The sequence below is a fragment of the Chroococcidiopsis sp. CCALA 051 genome (assembly GCF_003015105.1).
Taxonomy (GTDB): domain Bacteria; phylum Cyanobacteriota; class Cyanobacteriia; order Cyanobacteriales; family Chroococcidiopsidaceae; genus Chroococcidiopsis; species Chroococcidiopsis thermalis.
Genome location: NZ_PYCI01000052.1, coordinates 1 through 20,295, shown reverse-complemented (window position 1 = coordinate 20,295; position 20,295 = coordinate 1). Strand labels below are relative to the sequence as shown.

Sequence of the window (20,295 nt, the reverse complement as noted above, 5' to 3'; positions counted from 1 at the left end):
AGCGATCGCTTTTCCTAGCTTCCGAGCTGTTGTGCTTTTTCAGCATTTCATGTACAACAACGCAGCAATATTGCTTGAGTAGCTGATTATAAAAGCACAGAACTGCGATCGCCTACACTCATCTTGAACCGGATATGATTCAAAATGTGGGCGCGAACTGCACCCACACTCATCTTTAAAGAATTAAGTTCAGATCTCCAAATTCATGCCATAAATATCCGTGTTGTACCGCAGAGGTGTAAGCTTGCCCGATCGCTTGTGGCGGCAAAAAGGCAGTCAGCAAGTCTAGATGACTGGCTTCGGGTTCGTGCAGCCCCGTTAACAATCCGTCTACAGCTTTCAATTGATGAAGAGCCGTGATGTGCAATCGAGTATAACCGTGTTGGGGCGAAATTCTTCCCTTAGCATCAGCGACAGACTCCAAGGCACGTACTACGGTTGTTCCTACTGCAATTACCCGTCGATCGTTTGCATGAGCTTGATTGATTTTCTCGGCTGCTGACTCACTCACGATATACTCTTCTTCAGATGCCGGATGTCGTGCATCTAACTCGTCATCTTGCATACGAGGACAAGCCCGTATGCAAGATGATGTGAGCAGTGTCGATCCCCTGTCGCTTCAGCTCGAACAACCGTTGCCAGGTAAATGCTCGACCCGCAGAGGGCATTTCTGCCGAGCCAGGTACGTTGGCATACACCGTTTGGTACTCATCTAACGCCCACTGCTCCGAAACATAGTCGTAGCGAATTGGTTGTCCTAAACGGTAGAGACGATCGATCAGCTCAGTGCCAGCGTGCGAAAACCGCAGTTTCCACAAACGCGGGATACGTGAGTCGCGATCGCCCACAACCGCACTCAAATTTTGACCGAACTGAATTTGCATCTCATTGCTAAAGAGGACTATTACTAGGTCGTCAATTGTACGATCGCTCAAGGAGTAGTTGCGTTTGCCGAGAGTGCCTGTGCGATCGTGAGGGTGTCTGCACTTTGTCGAAACTGCACAATCTTACCGTTGCTCAATTTCCAGATGTGAACAAACGGGCAGGTAAATGCTGTGCCAGTGAGCTTTGCGCGTCCACTGTAATGCCCCAATGCTACAATACAGTTGCCAGCATCTAACATTTCGCTGACCTTGCTTTCCCATTCACTAAAATAACTATGCAACTGAGGAAAAAATTTCTCAAAAATTGCTGGTAGACCAACATATCGTCCGCCAGCTGGAAAGCTTTCGGTAATCAACCACTCAGCATTGGGGGCAACACTATCTCGATTTGGAGCTTCATACCAGCTGCGAATGATTTCGATATTGGTTAACATTGCTACCCTCATGCCTGATAATTAGGTAGGTCGATTGCTGAAAGTCCCTCTAGTGCAAGTCCGTAGCCAACCCCTACATCCATCAATTGTCTAAGTTGCATAGTCAGAAGGGTACGGGCATATCGCAATGCTAGTGGTGGCAATTTCGCAATTCTAGCAGCGATTTCACGCGCTCTTGGCATCAGCTGCTCCGGTGGCAACACTTCATTGACTAATCCCAAGTCAAGTGCCTCGGTTGCAGAAAGATTTTGTTCTGTAAGGAAGAAGTAACGTCCTCGATTCAAACCCATTAGTAACAGCATCGCAACTTGAATACCGTCACCAGGAGCAACGCCATTACCGAAATGAGAAGCATCCTGAAATACAGCAGTGTCTGAAGACAATACAATGTCACATAACAGTGGTAACTCGCAGTGAACAGTCGCTGGACCATTAACTACACCAATCATGGGAACAGGAACGTCTAGCAAATTACGCATGTTGTGCCGACCGCGCCAGATTGTTCGATCCCAGCCACTAGCGGTAATGTTATCTCCCAAGCCGTTGAAACTCTTAAAACTCTCTGGGTCAAAGTCGGTGCAAAATCTATCACCTGTACCAGTCAAGACAACAACTTTATTTTCGCGATCGGCGGCAATATCGGCAAAGGCAAAGCCAAGCTCATCATGCACGGTCTTGCTAAAGATCATGGGGTTACCGTTCGTATGCAGAGCAACCTCCAGAATGCCATCATGCCGCTCCATGCGGAGTGACTCATATTTGTCTGTGTAATTATCTAGGCTGATAGTCTTCACGATCTTCTCCTTTAATTACTTCCAACCGAATGCACTAAATCTTCACTCGCTCTCGCCGTGACCCTAACAATGCTCACACGTCCTTCCCTCAGCAGATCGGCATATAAAGCGTATTCATCTACGAGGTACGGCTCAATTACCGCTCTCTCGTTCCTTATGTATTTTGGGATTTAACTGATGAAACTATGGAAAGTCCCTCTAAACCCATGTCAAAAGGAAGCTCGTCAATCACTTTCCTTTTGAGTTTTCTAGTAAACATCAAGCGCGTGTAGCGACGGGTAAACGGGTCAAGGCGAAGAAGTTGCTCCGCTAACTCTGTTGCTCTAGCAATCAGTTTGCCGCGTGGATGAACCTCATTAACCATGCCAATTTGTAACGCTTCTTGAGCTGTAAGCTTTTGCATCGTCAAGAGAAAGTAATGTCCCCGAACGTCACCCATTGCAGCTGGATAAAGAATCTGCACTCCGTCTGCTGGCACAACCCCACCACCTACTGATAGATGCTGGTTGTCTTGGAAATAGGCATCCTCAGCAGCCAAGATAATATCCGCCATTAAAGCATACTCACCGTGAATTGGAGCCGGACCGTTGACGGCTGAGATTACAGGAACGCTGATGTCAAGAAAATTGTAGAGCAACTGGCGAGCTTCTGTTAGTATTGCATACCAACCAATAGGTTTAGTAATGTCGTCCACAGTGGAAAAGTCAATGTGGGTGATCCAGCTATCGCCAGCACCTGTAAAGATCACCACTTCATTGAGTCGATCGCGGGCAATCTCACCAAAGGCTTCGGAAAATTCTCGATGAGCTTTGCCCGTATGGATATGAGAACCACCATTCGTGTGCATTGTGACCGTGAGAATGCCAGAGTCGGTGCGCTCCATCATCAAGTTGTCATACTTATTCTTGTATTCGTGAAAACTCGTCATGTTCTTTAAACCTCCATAGTAGGACGATCGGTATTTCGTTGACCTGAACGCACGGATGTTGCGTAACCAATAGCCAGTTTAAAAAATTGGCTTACAGTCGCTCATCCGGTGTAAAGCGGTTATGCTATCCAAACTTCTAAGCTTTGACTATAGAAAGCTCCCACCGTCCACGCGAAAGTTGGCTGCATTGATGTAATCTGCAAGAGGACTCACCACAAATGCCACTAAGTTAGCAACATCTTCCACCTTCCCCAAATGACCTGTTAGAGTGCCTACCCACTCTGACAACACATATTTTTCAATATCTACCCAATCTGTTCCCCATCCTCTCTGCTTGGCAACATCCAAGAAAAATTTCTTGATGTTGTCATTAACGATGATTCCTGGTGAGATAGTGTTGACCGTAATCCCAGTATGGGCAAGTTCTTTGGCAAGGCTCACCGTCATATTGACGTTCGCCGCTTTTGTCGCTGCATAATCAGGCATCTGTGGGAAAGGTTGCATCGCCTCGCCACTGGCAATTTGAATAATGCGCCCCCAGCCTAGTTGTTTCATCCTCGGCACGAGATGACGAATTAAGCGCACCATTGAAATCACGTTGACGTTGTAGATGTGCGCCCAATCCTTTGCTGTAGTATCTATCCACCCGCTATTGCCGTAAATCCCCGCGTTGTTGACCAGAATATCTACGTCACTCAATGCTGCTACCGCTAGGTCAGCAACCTGTTGTGCGCCTTCATCGGTTGCAAGGTCTCCAGTGACGGCAAAAGCTTTACCCCCATTAGCAACGATTCCCTCAGCAACGCCATTCGTTCGCTCTCGCTCTCGACCGTGTACGGCGACAAGCGCACCTTCTCGCGCCAGTACTTGAGCAATGCACTCGCCAATTCCTGTACTGCTGCCAGTTACGAGAACACGCTTGCCTTCAAGTTGTAGATCCATCCCTACCCTCCTAGTTGGAATAAGCGATCCTTTCCTGCTACGGGTGTAATGCTGCCATCAGCGTTGTTCCTGCTCGAAGCCTGCTGCCTCAATGGTCTCCATCAATTCGTCAAACCGACACACTCCCTGGTATTGCACTCCGTTAATAAAGAATGTTGGGGTCTGACGCACATTGCTGCATAGTCCACTAAGGATGTCTTCCTGCACCTGCTGTTGATAGCGGTGTTGTACGATGTCCTGTATCAACTGCTGCGGGTCAAGCCCTAAAGAAGTTAGATTTGTGACTGTCAAAACATCAAGCCATAACTCTGACGGCTGCTCGAATAGATAGCGATGCATCTGCCAAAACTGCCCTTGCGCTCCAGCTGCTTCTGCGAGTTCTGCCGCTTGCCACGCCCACAAATGATTATCCGAAGCCGGAAAGTGGCGAAAGACAAAGCAGAGATGGACACCCAGCCAGTGTTTGATTTGGGTGATGACCGGATAAACGGCTCGACAGTGCCGACAAGCGAAATCACCATATTCAACCAACTGCACAGCTGCATCAATCGGTCCAAGCTGATAATCGTTCTGATGCACGGGAAGCAATAGCACACTGCCTGACCTCGCTAGTTGCCTAAATGCCTAGAAGTCTCTTCGTTGCTCATACTTCTAAGCCTATCCGAGGGGTTCACGAGCTTCTATCATCGATTTGCGAAAATTGTTGTAATCTTGCGAAAACTTTGGCAGCTGGTCATCAAATTCAAACTTATCAACGGTTGACGCTGATAAGTTTGAATTTGATGCTCAAAGCGATCGACGAAACGCGCTTGGCGTTGTCCCCGTTAGCTTACGGAACTGAGTGGTAAAGTGGCTTTGATGCGTGAAACCTAACCGTAAGCCAATGTCTGCAATGGATTCATCGCCCTGACTCAGCAACGCCTTAGCACGCTCGATGCGCTGCTGAGTGTGATATTGATGCGGTGCGACTCCGGTTGATTGCTTGAATTGGCGTGCGAAATAATAGGGACTCATGCCGACTTGCACTGCGATGTCTGCCAGGGTGATGTCGGTTTCTAGGTGATTTTGAATGTAATCAATTGCCTGTTGCAGCTTATACGGAGGCAATCCCAGTGTGGGCTGTTCTTGTACATGCGGGGCGGCAGAATAATGTTTGAGCAGATGCGCCACCAAAACGTTGGTGAGCGAGTCAACGTAAAGCCGTCCGCTCGGATGCTCGGATAATAGTTCCATTAATAACGCTCGCCCTAGCTGCTCGATCATCGGGTCTGGTACGCTAAAGTGATGGACGAGTTCGACGTGATTCGGGTCGATTCCCAGCACTCGATCTGCAACGGTATTGACAAAGGTCGGCTCCAGCCGCAGGTGTAGAACATTCACGTTGTTTTGCCAATGCCATTCGGTTGCCCGACCTGCTGGCGTGAGGATCGTGTTGCCTTTAACCACTCGTGCCTGCCGCGTTCGCCCATCGAACTGTTGAATTAGCGTGTAAGGACTACCAAAGTTTAAGGTGACTAAGTGTTGGTGAAGCTGAGGTGAAATTAAACTGTTTGGGCGATGATGGTACTGTTGGGCAACAATGCCCGTCCAGTTATACGCCTGACTCGAAACCGTTGGTTGCTCAGGCAGAACCTCGAAAAGCTCAACGGCACTAGTAAGTTCTGGGATTGTAGATTTCGCTTCGGTCACAGCACTTGCCTCAATTTATTTCGATTTATTTCTAGGTCTGAAGGTTCATTTCTAAAATAAGATTGAATGCGTGCAACAGGATTGCCATCTAGACAAAGGCAGAGGTTTGTTGAAACACTAAGGCTGTACTCCCCCAACCACGCTTATGCGCCCCCTCGGTAGTTCTTGGCTTTTATACATAGTAATTAAATGCTTAGTAAATAAGGATTACAAGCAAGTGCGTTGGTTTTTGTCCGATTGCTAAAAAATGCTATACCCTAAATATTAAACATTGTTCGTGTTGGTTGGTGGCACTTTTCCCAAATATACCGAACGGTGTTTGCCACCACTCCAATAGCGCAAGTACAAGTAGGGACCGCAACCATTAATCGTTTTACGTTCGTAATACCCCCTACCACCTTTAGGACCGCGATGCTGCAAACGAGTTTCAACGGGCTTTGAGCCTGTTGCCTGCTCGTTCTCCTCAGCTTCCAGCATAGCTTGTAGAATTATCAGTAATTCCTCTTTCTCCGAACGACGCAACTGCGCGATAGCTGGGATGACTGCCTCTAAGGTGAGGAGATCTTTGGCACGGCGGCGTTTGGTCATAAATTGGTAATTGCGTTTTAGGGTACGGTTAAAACTTATTTGATGGCTATTTCATCAGTCTTCCTCCCTGGATACCTCGCCCATGTACTCATGGGCGGGGAGGAAAGGGAGGGCAGGATCTAATACTGCAACCGATTGACTTGAAATACATATATGAAATAAGCTGTAAATATGACAGGACAAGTACTTACAGTTAGTTGCAAGCTTGGGGTTGAAGAAGTTTTGGCACAAGAGATTGATGCCACACTTCAAGGTTTTGCTGATTGTTGTAACTGGATCAACTCTATAGTTGACCCAAAGGTTACAGGTAGATTGGCTATCCATAAAGAGACTTACCACTTTTGTAAACAAACTTTTGAGTTGCCAGCTAACTTGGTCTGTCAGGCGATTTCTAGAGTCTCTAGTAATCGCAAAACAGCGAAACTTAAAAATGCGCGCCTTAAAAAGTTCAAACCTACTAGCGCCGGATACGATGCGCGAATATTTAGTTTTAACGAACATGGCTGGACGGTTAAACTGACATTGAAAAACGGAAGATACTCTTTCCCATTGCTGATAGGTAATTACCAGAAGCACTTGTTGAGTGGAGAAACACCAACTTCTGCCACATTGATTAAACGGCAATCGGGGGAGTATTACATTCAAATTCAAGTTAAGCCTAAACCACTCGAAGTTACGGAATCGGAGGAGTGTTTAGGTGTCGATCTGGGTAGAAAATCTATCGCTTATACCAGTGAAGGAGAAAACTGGGATGCCGACGCAATAAACAAGTTGCGCGACCATTATGCCAATTTGAGAAAAACACTTCAACAAAAAGCTAGTAAAGGCACGCGCAGTTCTCGCCGTAGGTGCAGAGAATTGCTGAAACGGCTGTCTGGCAAAGAGAGAAGATTTCAAACTTGGCTCAACCATACAATCAGTTACCGCATTGTCAAATCTGCTGCTAATAACAAAAAGATAGTAGCTATAGAAGATTTGACTGGCATTAGGGACGACTTGAATCAACAGCCGCGTAACGCATATGAACGACGCAGAACTAATAGCTGGGCGTTCTATCAATTGCGTGTCTTTTTGACTTACAAGTGCTTGAAATTTGGAATCAAACTGATTACCGTTCCTCCTGCTTACACCTCTGTTTCTTGTGCTTCCTGCCTCCGAATTGGAAACAGAAACGGCAAGTCTTTTTCTTGTAAGTGCGGTTGGAAGTGCGATGCAGACCATAATGCAAGTATTGTAATTTCTAGGCTTGGGGGCGTAGTAAACCGCCCTGAAGGTTCGGGTCTTTTCTGTCTTCTAGATAGGGATGACTCAGGGCTATTGAAAGCCTCGTCCATGCCTCAAGCATGGGCGGGGTAGTTTACGCAATATGTACCCTAAACCGAGGTGGCAGTTTTACTTTTGAGTAAAGTATTTAGGGTATGGTTAACCAACGTATTTGCGGCATTAAGCTCGTATCCATACCCTAAACTGGGAAGTGAATGGCACGTTGCAGCGGACTACGCAGCTATAATGCCGAAGCCATTTGGGACACGCCGCTTACCAAGCGGGCTTTTCGCTTGCGAGTAAATAGTCTATCGGTGTGTTACCAATAGACTATTCTGCGTGTAAAAAGTGACTAGCACTTAATATGGGATTTCATCCTCATCAACGGGTAAAGCAGTTGTTTCAACCGTTTGCGGTGGCAAGCTTTCAGTTACTCGATGAGTAGGTGCGATAAGTGGAGGAGTTTCATCGTCTGCTGTCTTGAGGATGTTGTTGGCAAAGCCGTTAGCCGAGGCAGCAATCCCCCATAGTTCCTGGCTTTTCTCTAAGCAGATAAACTTCTCTAGTTCTGGCGATGATGGCATAGCAACGGTTTCTGGAATCGCTACCCATGACTTTTTCGCACCGTTGGGTGGTTCTAAGGATGGCTTAAAGGTAGGATTGAAGGCGCAAAGGCAATGGAATCGTTTGTTAAGGCTGCGATAGCCGCAGTTAAACCGTTGGGCATAAGCGATCTCCATTTTGACTTTAAATGAGTTGACAGCTTCGCCAAATTTAGCAGCAGCAACGCCATGAATCGAAAGGACGAGCGGAACTTTGTGTAGATTCTGGTTCTGCTTACCCAATAGGTAAATCATGTAAAAGCTACGCAAGGTTGCTTTGTCACCAAGTTCGAGATATTGCTTGCGCCCCTCTGGAGTTTCGTAATTTCCGACTATTTCCTTGCTCTCCCGCAATTCGATAAATCGGGGAGATGTAGCTAAAATGTGTATTTTGGGAGACTTATAGAGTATCCCTTTCTCTACTGCACCGCTGGAGAAGGTGTGTTCGTAGTTGGGCGACTCTCCTTCCCAACCGATCAGTTCTAGGGTACTAGCCTTGACAAATAGACCAACGGTTGTCGGAGATTTGTCATTGAGGATTTGACAGATTTGCATTCCAGCGATGGAGCCAGTAAACTCTGGGTTTTGGAAATCTTGAAGTTCCATGAGGAGCATGAGAAAAACATCACCCCCAAGCGGCGCGTAAGCGCATGGGTGTATGGTTAGGACTAATGCGATCGCAGCATTGATCGGTTACTACTCCCCTGGCTCAATTTGCTGCTGCTTCTGTTTAGATGAAGTGGGCGGTTGAAGATTAGATTTGTTTTGTTGCGATCGCTGTTGTAGAAACCGCTCTTTCTCTTGGGCTGTAAACTCGTCGATCGTAGCAGCTTCACCTTTACGAGTTTTGTATAGCGTGCCGCGATGTTGGTTTTCATCTACAACACTCAAAGTTTCAGTAGGGGCGTGCAGGATAGCTCTAAACTTTCCATTGGCAAACGTGGCTGTTTGAATCCCATCAACAATATTGGTATCTTGTAGGCTTTTGAGTGCTTGGGAAAGCATAACCTTCTCCCACTCTTCTCTTTTAGGAGAAGACTGAACTGAGCGTTGCTCCACATCTTTAGCATCTACCTGCATCCGAGCGGCGAGATCGATCGGTTTAGAAGAATCCGCTAGGAGATTTGCCTGCCTGGAGCGTTGCGAACGCTGAAATTCCAGCTTTGCTAGTTGGATAAAGCTTTCTAGATCTTCTATTGCGTCTTTCAAATAAGTTCTAACTACCGTTCGAACCTGTTTTAAAGTACTTTCATCTGCTACTCCCAAAACTTTGCTGAGATCTTCCGCATCTTGGAAACGACTAGCCTCTAGTTTCATTAAAACTAGATAGGGTAAGGAAATAATAGGTAATCCATCTAGACTGCGATTGGGTTTTTGGATTGCCTCTTTTACCCAAGGTTTGTTGGATTCAATTACATCTAAATAAGTTCCATCTGGTAGCTGCCAAGCACTACCGCCAATAGCTAAACTGCCAATTTTTCTACTACCAGCTCGGTCTAGTTCCCGTTCGATTGGGGAAGCATTCTGGGTTAGTACTAGAATGTCTATATCTTGCGTCTGGCGCTGCGGTACGTAATATTGAGTTGCCACTCCGCCTACAATTACAAAGGGAGTTTGCTTGATAATGTCTTCGATCCCTGCCAAAAACTTTCTCCTAAGTTTCTCATGTCGCTGTAGATTCTGTGGTAAATTTTCTCGCTTAAATTTTGAGACATAGAGCTTATATCTTCGTTTTATTCTCGCTCTGCAAGTAGTGCAGTTGCAACTTGATACTCCATTTTTCCGGCTTCGATTAGAGCCTCTAAATCTTCTACTGCATCACTTGCATAAGTTTTAACTGCATTCCTGACTTGCTGTAAAACTTCTGACTCCGCTCCCCCTAGCATTCGGCTAATATCTGCAAGGTCTTGACTGCGACTGGCTTGTAGTTTAGTAATAACGAGATATGGTAATGAAATGACGGGCAGACCATTTGGGCTGTAGTTTGGATTTTGAATTGCATCTTTAGCCCAAGGTTCTCCCGATTCGATGACATCCAAAGAACTGCCGTCCGGTAGTTGCCAGCTAGTCCCGCCAAAATTTAAGCTTCCTGAGAATTTAGCACCAGCAGCCTTCAATTCTCGTTCCGCACGAGTTGCGTTTTCCTTTAATACAAGAATGTCTAAGTCTGAAGTACTTCGCTCTACCATATACAGTCGCGTGGCTACTCCACCAATGATGACAAATGGAGTTAGCGCCAAGTAGCTCTTAATATCTGTCACGGGATTGTTCCACGTTCTCGACTTTAGAAACTCCAGGCTACTACCACTACCTGGTTTAATTCTTTTCATGACTAGAGCAATGAATTGCTTGCGCCAAGCAGCAGCATCATAACTTAAATTTTGGTTCATCAGAACTTTCTCTCAATTTAAGAATAGGTACTGGAAATCTGAGTGGATTATATAAGGACATTTTCTTTAGCATAGTTTATAGCTAACTGAAGATTTTGCCAGTCCAGGTTTCTGCTGACTGATTTCAATTAAGTTTCTCAAAGAAGAGAGCGACTCAACCGCTCTTGACCGCAATCGGCAATCGCTTCAAATAAAGAGTCAGCAGCAATAAAAACATCCCAAAAATCCTTACCTGTTTGTTTGGCGATCGCGTCGATAATCTTTGCTTCTAACTCCTGTTTCCTACATCCCTTCCACAAGGTATCAGCTAGGGCTACTAACCAATCCTCAGTTGTGGCATCTATAGAGTGCCATTGGGCATGAGTGCGACAAAATCTAGCAATTTCTGGCAGTAGATCGAGGGAGAGTAGCAGTTTTTCTCCATCGCGCTCGTGATGGTTTCCCGAACCACTAATTTCGTTTTTATGTTGAATTTTTCCTACGTCATGCAAAGCTGCTCCTACCAGCACAAGCTGACGATTAAATGCGAATTCGGGAAATAGATGGTGCAGTTGTTTTACTAACTCCAAAGCTGCTTCAGCTACTAAACGATGGTGCTGCACGAGTTGGGCTGGTGCAGACAATGATTCCAGCAGTGCGATTGCATCTTCAACAGTTTCAAACATCACTTGCTAGCCATGAATCATATTGCTGAATTAGTTGTTTGATGAACTGTAGTTCTTCCGAGCTTGGCTCTCCTAGTACGCCTAAATAGTGCCAGCCATCTTCATACGATCCTAGCATTTCTTTAAAATCTAGACGTTTCACATCCCGAATTTGCCAGCATATAGCTTTAAGAAAAGGCAATTCTTCTGGAACTTCAATCTTAGGATCGTTTGTTTTTTCAACCGCCATACTATTATAATTCCTGTCATTCTTCATAACTACAGTACTGCAATAGTGCGCGAACTTATTTTGTCATTCTTACTACCAAACGGCAATTTATTGCTAATGCTGTTTAGAGTTACCCTCCTTTGAATATTATCTTGACCATACAAAATATTTTTAATTTTTTCTAGAATAGAACAAAAACAATCTTTTCTTCTCCATTATGTAGTTAAGGTTGGTTTTAGCCCTAGCATCTAGGAGGTAATTCTTGGATAATTTCTTCTGTTCCGTCTTCTTGCCGTCGATACTCATAGCAACGACCATTTCAACTACTAAACGATGGTGCTACACGAGTTGGGCTGATAATGATTTCAGCAGTGCGATCGCATCTTCAACAGTTTCAATCTTTTGGCTCATCCTACTTTTGAATTAGCCTCCCTGCTCGCTCTACTTCTTCTAAAGATGCACCATGAGATCGATGCTTTCTGCGATCGCGCGATTGGCTCTAATTTTCTTCGATAAATTCTGGCAATAAAGTTTTGATCCATTCAGGTAGTTCGCGGACTTGTTCGACAACTCTTCCATTTTCGACAATCGCTATTGGTTGATGCCCTGCTGCTGTGGAATTATCGAGGATGGTAGCACGGTCTGCTAGCTCGATCGCTATTGGCAAGTTAGCGAGACTGCGTGTATATCTTCGGCGGATGTCTTCTTCCGGTACGTTGTGTCCGCCTTGTGCAACTCTTTGGGCTACGCGGTCTATACTAGTTTCGACGCTAGCAACACCGACATAGATCAAGTTGATGAGCCATCCATTTTGTTTCGCCTCTGCCATCATCCGCAGGTATGTCTTACCAGCTAGTGTGGTTTCTGCTGCAAAACTCTGGTTATTTACCAGATAAGCACGAGCGCGTTTGATGGCTTGCTTGCCGCCTTCTACGGCTGCTGCTTGGGGGGCATCAGGTCGAACCAATCGCGCTTCCCAGTCTGGGTCAATGACTGGAACCCCCAAAGATTCGCGAATAGCACGAGTATAAGTACTCTTGCCCGAACCGTTAGGTCCGGCAACTATGGTCAAGGTAGGTTTTAGCTCTAGCATCTAGGGGGTAGTTCTTGGATGATTTCTCGCGTTCCATCTTCTTGCCGTCGATATTCATAGCAACGACCATCTGCTAATTCCATCACAAGTTTGCCGTTTCTTGAATAAAAGATTGGATTGCCTGCTGCTTTATGGAGGGCAATTTCCTTCTTGACTTCTTCTTGTGCTAGTCGTGCCGTCTCCTTGACCCACTGAGAAAATTCACTCGTTCCATCTGCTATTTTAGTGGACATTTTATTTTCTCCTGGTGGGGAGCTGTCTTTGGTTTCCATAGTTAATAGTTCCTACTTCTTTACTTTTATCTTATGATAATCTAATTTACCTAGACGCAGGCAAATTAATATTTTATTAAAGTCTAAATTCAATTGTTCTGATTAAAGTATTTAGAACTTATAGATTTATTTGTTTCAAAGTCATGTCTAACTCTTAACACTCATAGATAACATTTAGCTATATTATCTATTTGTGGTCATTTGCTTTCTCAATTTCATCTGAAAATTGAACGTAATCGAGCGTAGGATCTTCTCCAAAGACGAAAGATTTTTGAATAGATGGGCTAGTTTACAGCTAGCCCAGTTAGGTTAAGAAATTAACTTTACTTTGAAATTCCACACTCTCTTGAGGTAGACTACAATTACCATTGGTAAAAGTAACAGTTTGCACTTCACGCTGTAACTGATTCAGTTCTCGATTAAGGAAAGCAAGTCTGTCTGCCTGTTGCTGCGATTCAATGGCTTTTAGCTCAGCAATCAATTTTTCTAACACGTTAACGTGTTGTGGTGAAAACTGAATTGAGACGGTTTGGGTAGTGCTACTCAATACTAAACTAGCAAATGGCTCTGATTCATACCTGTTGCTATATGTATGAGTGCTATTGTCTAAAACAATAGTGGTAAAAGTTCTGGTCTGCATAATTTTATGACTTGTGCTGGGATTGAATTGATTTTTGATAGCGAAAACGGACGTGTTTTCGGGTGACAATTTCGGCAAAATCGTTGATATCTTCACCTGCTTTATAAGCTGCCAGAATATCCTTGGAACGGGCAGAATACTCGCTCTGTTTGAACTTTTCGGGAAATTCCTGATGGCTGGGGTCAACTTTTAGCACTATGCTAGGTGGGTTGTTTTGGAAGTCAATTCTTCGCTCTTTGCCCGCTACTCGTTCGGGTAGCAATCCTAGCTCGTGCAGTCGGAGCAGATAGCTCTTGAGTTGCTCTAGCTGACGGCGACGACGCTCGATAATTGGGGTATGCAGTGCTACGATACTGGCAAGACGTGCTTCCCAAGTCTTTAAATCGACTTGAAGTTGATCGGCAACGTAGGCGATCGCATCTACCTTAGATTCTGTAGCATTCTGCACGTCTAATTGTCGTTCGAGCAACTCGGTCAATTCAATTTCCGAGTCGCAGTTGTCAATGACTTCCCAAAGTTCGGCAGCCGCAACTGACAGCTGAGCAAGGCTAGCACGATTAATCTCAGTAATTTGGCTCATCTGATGTTCTGTTCCATAAATCTCTACCCCATCTGCAAGTTAATTGACGGGGTAGATGGTGTTATCAATAGCGTTCGGTATTAAGGTAGGCGTGATGGTAGTACTCGCGTTTTGATTCCCAATCTGCTTCAGCTTGGGCTAGAGCTAGAGCTTCAGGGGATTCTGGTATTGCAATTGCTTTGAGCCATTGCTGCTGTTGCCAATCGTACCAATCGTTGAGAGCGGTAATGACGAGTGGATCGGTGAGTAAGTCATCCATAAAGGTGAAGGCAATTCATCACCGCAAAAGGGCGCGTCAGCGCTGCATCAGTTAACTCAATCGAAGCAGCAGATTTTTTCAAACCAGCAATGCAGAGAGTATGTTACTATCCATCATCTGGAATACCTTTCGTGCCGACGAGTGTACATAGCATCGCTGGCTTTCGCTACCAGTGGTTTCTTTGTCTTTGGTGTTTCTAAATAGATGCGATCGCCATCAATTTGTAGAAGTTTCCAAGTACATCCTCGATTAGCCCACGCTAGATGTATTTGCTTACCAATAAAATTAGAAAGTTGTTCTTTTGGAATTGGTATCATTACGAATTGTGCTTTTTGTTTTTGGGGTTGTTTCATAGCTAATTACCTGTAAAAATAACGCCCTCCTAGCAGGTGTAGGAGGGGAGAAAACTGTCTGTTATGTTTGCTTTTCTTAGTAGGAGGGCAAGTTTGTTCGCGAGTTTATCCAGTCGTTCGCTTCTTGCAGGGATGGGAATGACCAAGCGTCCGCATCTGCCCAGGCATCCCAAATATTCATCCGCTTGTCGTATGCTAAGCCACAAGTCTGCCACGGATAGGTTTCACAGCGACTAACAATCCATGCGGAAGCTTCCTCGTAGGTAGGAAAACTTTGAGTTTCTATTCCAATTATTTCCTCACCTACAAGGGCATCCCAACAATTTGTTCGATTGTTAAAGTTGATATCAGTCATTTTTTATCTCCATAGATTCACTTTTATACTTGTTAGGATTAATGAAAGATTGTCAGATGGCTGTCTTTAACCTTCGACAATTTTTTCAGAGATCGTTTTTTAGTCCTTCCTAACCCGTAGCCTTTGGGTTAGCGTATTGGGAATTGCTTCCAAGCGATAGGCACAACAACACGACTTACGCACAAATGCTGCGTTCTAAGACTTTACTCGCCTCACAAAAGAACTTGTTTTAACTAGCTTCGCCGTTAGGCGCTAGTTTCGGGAGTGGAAAACTAGCGCGAACTTGCAAAAACTGCTAAATGTTTTTAAGCGTCCTCTTCTGGTTTATCAATGACGAGCATCCGCGTATTTACATTTGTCCGGCGCTCGCTCTGGAGGAAAGAGCCAGGGGGATTATCAAACTCTGTTGCTTGGAGATGGCGCAGCCAACGGCGAAATTGTTGATATTTCTGTCTAGTGCCGTAGGTGTAGCAGCAACTAGTAATGCCTACTAGCCTGCCGCCAGGAATTAACCATTTGAACGCCTGCTGGATGTGGTAAATGTCGTTACCGAGACTGAATGGTGGATTCATGATGACGCGGTGATAGATCGGTTGTGGAGTTGCTTGCATGAAGTCGTCACCGATCGAGTTGAATCCTTGGCGTTTCAAAAGAGAGCGTAGGGTGGGCGATACCTCGAAGCAATCAGGCTCAATGTCCGCTGCCCTAAGATATTCGCAGATCGACCCAGAGCCAGCAGAAGGCTCCAACACTCGCATTTTCGGTTCGAGTGCGGCAAGCGAAAGCATTTGTTCGATTAAATGCCTGGGTGTAGGAAAGTAATCGGGTATCCCTTGCCACACTGCCTCTCGTTTGAGTTGGGCGATCTCTTGGGCTGCTGTTTCTTCAGGGCTGCAAGTGCTAAAATCGCATAGCTCTTTGAGTGCGGCGATCGCTCTCAGGCATTGTTTTGGCGTATGAATGCCCGCGCTCTTTAGCTTTTTCACCCACTGGGCGTACCGCTCGGTTGAAGAGAATACGCCTTCTATGTCCTGGTTGCTCCAACTGTCATTGCTCATAGCTGCTAGGACTTCCAGTTGGGTTTTAGCATTGATTCCATCCAGAATGCGGGGCAAATCTCCAAGTTCGGCACGGTCTGCCATAGCGTAAAGCCACGACTGAATTCGCTCTAACCTCACTCCCTCTTGATACATGGAATTGGCAATCCCAGCGCGGCGATGGGTAGGGTTAAGTTGGGCGATGGGTGGATTTTTCTTCGCAGCGATCGCATCGTTCATTGCATCGGCTAAAGAGCGAAGTTTTTGAGCCTTGCGCGGGTTAGGAAAGAGTAGGGGACTGTCGGCTTCAGTACAAGTTAAGTCCCAAATTTCTAATTGCTGCATGAGCGTTAGAGCGAGAATAAATTGCCTCTTTCTAACGCCGTGAGGCGAATATTTATAAAAATAAATCAGCGGGATTTTCTCTGACAAAGTAAGCCAGAAAATCCCGCCGATCGGATTAGAATTCAACGTTAGCAACAGCAGGTTCAACGTCAGGATCGGCAGTGCGCGATTGAGGCTTACTCAAATACTCAATCTGTTCTGCTCGAATTGCAGTGCAGTTGCGGTAAGAACCATTCTCTAAACGAATGTTTCCACCAGATAGTTGTCCTGCAACTGCTACCTGCTGTCCCTGCACTAAGAATTTGCCAGCATTGACAGCACTGCGACCGAAGGTTTCTACCCAAAAGAATTCGGCTTTCTCCTGTTGCTGTCCGCTGCGGTCAGTATAGTAGCTGTTGTAAGCTAGCAAGAAACTAACCTTAACAGTGCCAGAAGGCAATACTTCTTGGCGAGGAGCAGTAGCGAGGTTGCCGAGAATAGAAACTTGATTAATCATAAGTTATGGCTCCAATTCAGTTTCAATGGTTTCGCCGCGTCAGCGGTTGGGAATTGTGAGAAAATGCAGAATAATAGTTCAACACTTTTCTTGGTGTTTTCGCCTCGTCAGAGGCTTGTACAGAAAATAAAGTTAAGCAAATTCTTAAATTTTTCTCTCATCTGATTTGGTAAAAGAATGAGAAAATTAGCGTCCTTTCCGTGAAGGGGAGTAGGACGCTATTCAAGGCTAAATTCTAAGGGCGATCGACCGTTGCTGGCGTGGAGGAATTTGCTACTTGTTGCACGTTGGATTGAGCATTAAAAGCCTTGCGTCTTGCCCAAGACCGCTCGTTGATTTCTTGCAAATCCTCCAGAGATTTACCGAATTTGCGTTGTGCGTACTCTAGAAGCTGTTCTAGTGAATAGCGCCTTGATTCAACAGTGCCAAATACTTCAGTAAAACGAGCTTTGAGTTCGTTCCAGGAGAAGGAATCCCCCACTGATTTCTTAGCTGCTAATCCCTGCAATTCTCGCAGTGTATAGTACACCAAGGAGTAAAGCTTTTCATTATAGTCACTAGTAGCGTATTCTTCCAGTGCTGCATCGTCAATCGGCATAATTGTAGGAGCAGATGTTTTGCGAGTAGCCATAATAATAAGAGATAAACTTCACTATTATCATTGCGTTAGCAGCTCTTAATTTATCGGTAAAAAAATTCACTTCTTTGTGAAGTGAAAGATATAAATAAATCTATTTTGGCAACAAAGCCGCAATATTTGGTGCGAGTGTAAAGCCTGGATATTTGTCTAAATTGTTGCGAATAGTCCAAATATTTAGACTAAATCTACCAGGTTCGTGTCCTACAACTGCGTGCTGATGCTTGCAGTTGAACTGATAGATCAGTCCTGGCTCTAGATGATAGTATTCAACGGTAGTAGCAGTAAAGTTATTACCTCTACGGTCGGTATTGTATCCAAATGTTGCACTTGCACCGAAGTTGACACCATATGCTAGTTCTTGAGCATAAGTGTCATCTCGATGTGGCAAGATTTTGCCATTACTTTTAATGCCATGTGCTTCACCACCAAACGTGAGTAAGGCGATGTTGCTGCCAGGGTAAATTCGCTGACAGAATTGCCATAACCTTCCGTCAAAGTAAGCTGGGATGACTCGCTTTTTAGTAAGCAATGCTTCATGAAACAACCAAAGCCTATATCTGCCTTTGGCGTAGTTACTAACATCTGGAGTCATTTGTGGAATCAAATCCGTGCAGTGTTGAGTAAGTTCTGATTCAGTTGAGTCACTAACTTTCTTTATAATTTTGAACATGAAACATATCGATGAATGTCACTAATTAGGCTACGTTAGTAGGTGTTCAAAGTAGAAACTATTTGAAAAATTTAGTTGTCGGCAATTTATAGCGTATAGTGCTACTGTAATGCAGCTTTTTAAAAACTAAGGAGTTTAGACTTTTTCTAAAAAGGTGAAAATTGAAATTATTTAGAGACTGAAATGGTTTCTAATAAAAATTCTCTGCTTTTAGCAGAGATATTATCGAGCTTATGCTGCTGGCGTTTGAGAAGAATCTTTGTTGGCTAGATAGTATAAGGTGTTGATACTAATTTTAGTTGGGTTGAATGTAGCCCATTTAGAGGCGCACTCTCCTGGTTTGTATTTACTCGATCGCCTGCTCCAATCATCCCACAGGGGTAGTAGTGCTGGCGAATGAGAGTACAGTGCCATTCCTACTCGTATCCACTCGTGGTAATCATCGGCACGACTGGGATGAAGCCGTGACAGCAGAGCAGCAACTCGATTAAGCTGGGAAGGACACATGGAAAAGCGCGATTCGTTTCCTTGATGACAATGCTTAGAAGCTATCGAGCGCGAACGCTGGTTAGATGACGAGTGCGATTGCCGTCTCGCCATCAGCCCAACTAACCAATCTGGAGCTATGGCGATCGCGCTCTCGTGAGGGGAATGACCTGGTAGCCACTGATAGGGCAGCTTCGTTAAGGGATGAATTGAAGGTGGTAGTACCGATATCATGCTAGTCCAACGTAATTCTAGCCCCACATTTAGTTTGCGAGACTCGATTGATGCTGCGATAGTTATTGGCACTCTGAGTAGATACTGACAGCGCCCTGGTCTGCCAGATGTCAAAGTAACTGTCTGAGGCAGCGGTTTACCTCGTGCAAGAGCTGCTAATGCAGTACCAGCTGCATCACCGTCTTGGTCAACTGCTAGAATGCAATCGTCCTGACCGATAGGTGTGCCAGTCAGCAGTCCGAAGCCCGTGCAGGTGTGTCCAGTTTCTATCCACTCAATAAGTTGTGCCGGAGAGTAAGGGTGCTTGTTCCACCCCTTACCGATGGGTTGCTTACCGCGAACAGGAACTAATTTCCAGTCGGGAGGGAGCGACCAGAGCTGTTTAATGAGCGATCGCATGATTCTCCCCTGAAAAGCCAGCAAGTTGACTGCGTAATAGCGAACGCGATTTGCAGCAAATCGGACAAAAGCGCCGACTATTTTTTTGCTGTTTTAACTTTCGTTCTAGGGAACGATCGCCTTTCCAGACTTCTGCAACACTAAAGCTAATGCCCCGCTCGAATGCCACTTGGCAGAAGCGCGATCCCTTGCCTCGCCTGTGAGCGCGGATGCGTTCGTCTAAGTCTGTTGTCCAACCTAAGTAGTGCTGTGGGGGGCGGGATGGGTTAATTGGCTTTTTGAAATGCAGTAGATAAACTGTCATGGCAAGCGAGAATTGAGCCGATCGCTTGCCACATCTGCGTAAGCAGGTAGTTTTATGGCTTATCTAGACTTGCTGCTAGCAATACCTGTCTTTGGTTTTGCTCCGTTTTCGCTGGTATTCGTCACGCTCTCATTGCTTGACATATTTACAGCAGCGACTGTAGGCATCATCTCATCTGCGAAAGCAGGTGGATCGGTTTCTTTACCCTGATGCTTGGTAGAGGATAACTCTGTCAAAATGTACTCCGCGCCCATTTCTTTAGCTTGTGTTTCTATCAAAGTTTGTATCTGCTCGGCAGTCAGCCCAGGAATGCGCTTTAATTGCTGAGTTTTGACAAATTTCCAGATTTCTAAGGCTTCTGTTGGAGTAGCCGATTGCACCAATTTACGCGCAGCCATAATTAGCTTTTCCGTAGCAATTTTAGTTTTATTTTCTAGAGAATTATCCTTAGTTCTAACCATTGAATTGCCCCAAATCTATAGTTTATATCACTCCTTGTTGGCGTTAGCCAAAAGCAAGTCTTGACATTTTTGCAAGACATAATGATAGTGATAAAAAACCTTGTTAGGATATGTTAAATGTCGAACCTAACTTTGCAGTTCGGAGTGAGATTTTAAAGAGTATGATTCAGTTGATTAGAGTTGAACTCCAGTTATTCAAATCTTTATTTGAAAGTTAAAAAGTGCTAAAATATTGTTTCAATTTAAGGATAAATAAGATAAATTCATAGAGTGTATTATTAAAT

Annotated in this window: 29 protein-coding genes; 1 reads left to right on the top strand and 28 read right to left on the bottom strand. The window is 45.0% G+C overall.

Annotated elements, in window-relative coordinates:
• Positions 1-175 precede the first annotated feature (175 nt).
• From C7Y66_RS32965 to C7Y66_RS14530, 9 genes are all read right to left on the bottom strand, one after another.
• Positions 176-565, bottom strand: a complete 390-nt coding sequence (locus tag C7Y66_RS32965; protein WP_199197438.1) for an S-adenosylmethionine:tRNA ribosyltransferase-isomerase — start codon at positions 563-565, stop codon at positions 176-178.
• Positions 555-884, bottom strand: coding sequence for an S-adenosylmethionine:tRNA ribosyltransferase-isomerase (locus tag C7Y66_RS32960; protein ID WP_199197437.1), 330 nt, complete (start codon positions 882-884; stop codon positions 555-557). Before C7Y66_RS32960 ends, C7Y66_RS32965 begins: the two co-directional genes overlap by 11 nt.
• Positions 885-931: 47 nt before the next feature.
• On the bottom strand, positions 932-1,318 hold the full coding sequence (locus tag C7Y66_RS14560; RefSeq protein ID WP_158265930.1) for a nuclear transport factor 2 family protein: 387 nt from the start codon (positions 1,316-1,318) through the stop codon (positions 932-934).
• An 8-nt stretch (positions 1,319-1,326) separates the two neighbouring features.
• Positions 1,327-2,112, bottom strand: coding sequence for an enoyl-CoA hydratase/isomerase family protein (locus C7Y66_RS14555; protein WP_199197436.1), 786 nt, complete (start codon positions 2,110-2,112; stop codon positions 1,327-1,329).
• A 154-nt stretch (positions 2,113-2,266) separates the two neighbouring features.
• A complete protein-coding gene (locus C7Y66_RS14550) occupies positions 2,267-3,040 on the bottom strand; it encodes an enoyl-CoA hydratase/isomerase family protein (protein ID WP_106546138.1) in 774 nt (257 codons plus the stop codon).
• Positions 3,041-3,187: 147 nt separating this feature from the next.
• Positions 3,188-3,982: an SDR family NAD(P)-dependent oxidoreductase gene (locus C7Y66_RS14545; RefSeq protein WP_106546137.1), complete on the bottom strand. Its 795-nt coding sequence runs from the start codon at positions 3,980-3,982 to the stop codon at positions 3,188-3,190.
• A 57-nt stretch (positions 3,983-4,039) separates the two neighbouring features.
• Positions 4,040-4,576, bottom strand: coding sequence for a thioredoxin domain-containing protein (locus C7Y66_RS14540; protein WP_106546136.1), 537 nt, complete (start codon positions 4,574-4,576; stop codon positions 4,040-4,042).
• Positions 4,577-4,768: 192 nt separating this feature from the next.
• On the bottom strand, positions 4,769-5,671 hold the full coding sequence (locus C7Y66_RS14535) for an AraC family transcriptional regulator (protein ID WP_106546135.1): 903 nt from the start codon (positions 5,669-5,671) through the stop codon (positions 4,769-4,771).
• A 264-nt stretch (positions 5,672-5,935) separates the two neighbouring features.
• Positions 5,936-6,259: a hypothetical protein gene (locus C7Y66_RS14530; protein WP_199197435.1), complete on the bottom strand. Its 324-nt coding sequence runs from the start codon at positions 6,257-6,259 to the stop codon at positions 5,936-5,938.
• A 171-nt stretch (positions 6,260-6,430) separates the two neighbouring features.
• Between C7Y66_RS14530 and C7Y66_RS14525 the strand changes: the two genes are divergently transcribed.
• Positions 6,431-7,615 carry an RNA-guided endonuclease TnpB family protein gene (locus tag C7Y66_RS14525; protein WP_106546134.1) on the top strand — a complete coding sequence of 395 codons (1,185 nt, stop codon included), beginning with the start codon at positions 6,431-6,433 and terminating at the stop codon, positions 7,613-7,615.
• A gap of 266 nt (positions 7,616-7,881) precedes the next feature.
• On the opposite strand, the gene C7Y66_RS14520 is transcribed toward C7Y66_RS14525, so the two are convergent.
• The 19 genes from C7Y66_RS14520 to C7Y66_RS14430 form a co-directional block, all read right to left on the bottom strand.
• Positions 7,882-8,730: a DUF5895 domain-containing protein gene (locus C7Y66_RS14520; protein WP_106546133.1), complete on the bottom strand. Its 849-nt coding sequence runs from the start codon at positions 8,728-8,730 to the stop codon at positions 7,882-7,884.
• A gap of 90 nt (positions 8,731-8,820) precedes the next feature.
• Positions 8,821-9,768: a hypothetical protein gene (locus C7Y66_RS31850; protein WP_199197434.1), complete on the bottom strand. Its 948-nt coding sequence runs from the start codon at positions 9,766-9,768 to the stop codon at positions 8,821-8,823.
• 89 nt (positions 9,769-9,857) lie between these two features.
• Entirely contained in the window at positions 9,858-10,514 is a 657-nt protein-coding gene (locus C7Y66_RS14510; RefSeq protein ID WP_106546132.1) for a hypothetical protein, read from the bottom strand.
• Positions 10,515-10,651: 137 nt separating this feature from the next.
• Positions 10,652-11,179 carry an HD domain-containing protein gene (locus C7Y66_RS14505; RefSeq protein WP_106546131.1) on the bottom strand — a complete coding sequence of 176 codons (528 nt, stop codon included), beginning with the start codon at positions 11,177-11,179 and terminating at the stop codon, positions 10,652-10,654.
• On the bottom strand, positions 11,172-11,408 hold the full coding sequence (locus C7Y66_RS14500) for a hypothetical protein (protein WP_106546130.1): 237 nt from the start codon (positions 11,406-11,408) through the stop codon (positions 11,172-11,174). The genes C7Y66_RS14505 and C7Y66_RS14500 overlap by 8 nt, the downstream gene beginning before the upstream one ends.
• A gap of 478 nt (positions 11,409-11,886) precedes the next feature.
• A complete protein-coding gene (locus C7Y66_RS14495) occupies positions 11,887-12,480 on the bottom strand; it encodes an AAA family ATPase (protein WP_106546129.1) in 594 nt (197 codons plus the stop codon).
• The gene (locus C7Y66_RS14490) at positions 12,474-12,713 is read right to left on the bottom strand and encodes an MmgE/PrpD family protein (protein ID WP_106546162.1); all 240 of its coding nucleotides are present in this window, start codon (positions 12,711-12,713) and stop codon (positions 12,474-12,476) included. Before C7Y66_RS14490 ends, C7Y66_RS14495 begins: the two co-directional genes overlap by 7 nt.
• Before the next feature lie 343 nt (positions 12,714-13,056).
• On the bottom strand, positions 13,057-13,392 hold the full coding sequence (locus C7Y66_RS14485) for a hypothetical protein (RefSeq protein WP_106546128.1): 336 nt from the start codon (positions 13,390-13,392) through the stop codon (positions 13,057-13,059).
• A gap of 4 nt (positions 13,393-13,396) precedes the next feature.
• Entirely contained in the window at positions 13,397-13,972 is a 576-nt protein-coding gene (locus tag C7Y66_RS14480; RefSeq protein WP_106546127.1) for a siphovirus Gp157 family protein, read from the bottom strand.
• 64 nt (positions 13,973-14,036) lie between these two features.
• Positions 14,037-14,231 carry a hypothetical protein gene (locus C7Y66_RS14475; protein WP_106546126.1) on the bottom strand — a complete coding sequence of 65 codons (195 nt, stop codon included), beginning with the start codon at positions 14,229-14,231 and terminating at the stop codon, positions 14,037-14,039.
• A 113-nt stretch (positions 14,232-14,344) separates the two neighbouring features.
• A complete protein-coding gene (locus C7Y66_RS14470; protein ID WP_106546125.1) occupies positions 14,345-14,584 on the bottom strand; it encodes a hypothetical protein in 240 nt (79 codons plus the stop codon).
• Between the two features lie 76 nt (positions 14,585-14,660).
• Positions 14,661-14,939 (bottom strand): hypothetical protein, encoded by a 279-nt coding sequence (locus C7Y66_RS14465; RefSeq protein ID WP_106546124.1) that lies wholly within the window; start codon positions 14,937-14,939, stop codon positions 14,661-14,663.
• A gap of 305 nt (positions 14,940-15,244) precedes the next feature.
• Positions 15,245-16,447 carry a class I SAM-dependent methyltransferase gene (locus C7Y66_RS14460; RefSeq protein ID WP_146149794.1) on the bottom strand — a complete coding sequence of 401 codons (1,203 nt, stop codon included), beginning with the start codon at positions 16,445-16,447 and terminating at the stop codon, positions 15,245-15,247.
• A complete protein-coding gene (locus C7Y66_RS14455) occupies positions 16,437-16,817 on the bottom strand; it encodes a single-stranded DNA-binding protein (RefSeq protein WP_106546122.1) in 381 nt (126 codons plus the stop codon). Before C7Y66_RS14455 ends, C7Y66_RS14460 begins: the two co-directional genes overlap by 11 nt.
• Positions 16,818-17,052: 235 nt before the next feature.
• On the bottom strand, positions 17,053-17,448 hold the full coding sequence (locus C7Y66_RS14450) for a hypothetical protein (RefSeq protein ID WP_106546121.1): 396 nt from the start codon (positions 17,446-17,448) through the stop codon (positions 17,053-17,055).
• A gap of 100 nt (positions 17,449-17,548) precedes the next feature.
• Positions 17,549-18,127, bottom strand: coding sequence for a hypothetical protein (locus C7Y66_RS14445; protein WP_233222681.1), 579 nt, complete (start codon positions 18,125-18,127; stop codon positions 17,549-17,551).
• Between the two features lie 231 nt (positions 18,128-18,358).
• Entirely contained in the window at positions 18,359-19,246 is an 888-nt protein-coding gene (locus C7Y66_RS14440; RefSeq protein ID WP_106546119.1) for a bifunctional DNA primase/polymerase, read from the bottom strand.
• Complete coding sequence (locus C7Y66_RS14435; RefSeq protein ID WP_106546118.1) at positions 19,230-19,550, bottom strand: endonuclease; 321 nt, start codon at positions 19,548-19,550, stop codon at positions 19,230-19,232. Before C7Y66_RS14435 ends, C7Y66_RS14440 begins: the two co-directional genes overlap by 17 nt.
• Before the next feature lie 59 nt (positions 19,551-19,609).
• Positions 19,610-20,011: a hypothetical protein gene (locus C7Y66_RS14430; RefSeq protein WP_106546117.1), complete on the bottom strand. Its 402-nt coding sequence runs from the start codon at positions 20,009-20,011 to the stop codon at positions 19,610-19,612.
• Between the last annotated feature and the right edge of the window lie 284 nt (positions 20,012-20,295).